This is a genomic window from Vibrio genomosp. F6 (assembly GCF_005146325.1).
In the GTDB taxonomy this organism is placed as follows: domain Bacteria; phylum Pseudomonadota; class Gammaproteobacteria; order Enterobacterales; family Vibrionaceae; genus Vibrio; species Vibrio cortegadensis.
Window position 1 is genome coordinate 1 of the sequence record NZ_SYUT01000154.1, and the last position, 570, is coordinate 570.

At 51.1% G+C, this 570-nt stretch carries 1 protein-coding gene; it reads left to right on the plus strand.

Annotation, left to right across the window (positions count from 1 at the left end):
* Positions 1-123 precede the first annotated feature (123 nt).
* The coding region (locus FCV43_RS20255; RefSeq protein ID WP_136996193.1) for a hypothetical protein at positions 124-570 on the plus strand (447 nt) is incomplete at its 3' end.

Genomic DNA, 570 nt, shown 5'->3' on the forward strand with positions numbered 1-570 from the left:
AATGCCAATGTGGGCGATATTTTAACGGTGAACGGCATTGATATCGAATTGACTCAGGCTCACATTGACACAGGGAAAGTGTTGACCACAGTCGATACACCGGCGGAAGGTACGATCCTGACCGTGGACGCAACCATTACGGATGCGGCGGGCAACGTGTCAGAGAAAGGCAGCGACAAAGCGAAAGTGGATACCACGGCGGACGCAGGTGCGCCAAGCGTTAGCATCGTGGATGACGCGAACGACGATGGTGTGATCAACAAAGATGAGCTGGATAATGACCAGGTTCAAGTGAAGGTTGACGTGAACCACGCCGAGTTGATGAAAGGCGGTGAAGTGACGTTGAGTATCAACGACAGCGTTGTGTCATTGATACTGGATGGCAATGCACTTGTGAACGCAGATGGCACAGCGCAAAGTACCTACAGCTACAGCAACGGTGTGATTACTTGGACCGCAAACGTGACCGATAGCAACAGCATTAAAGTGGATGCGACGCAAAGCGACCTCGACGGAAACGTTTCACCAAAAGGGAGTGATCAAGCTGTAGTAGACATCACTTACGGTGAA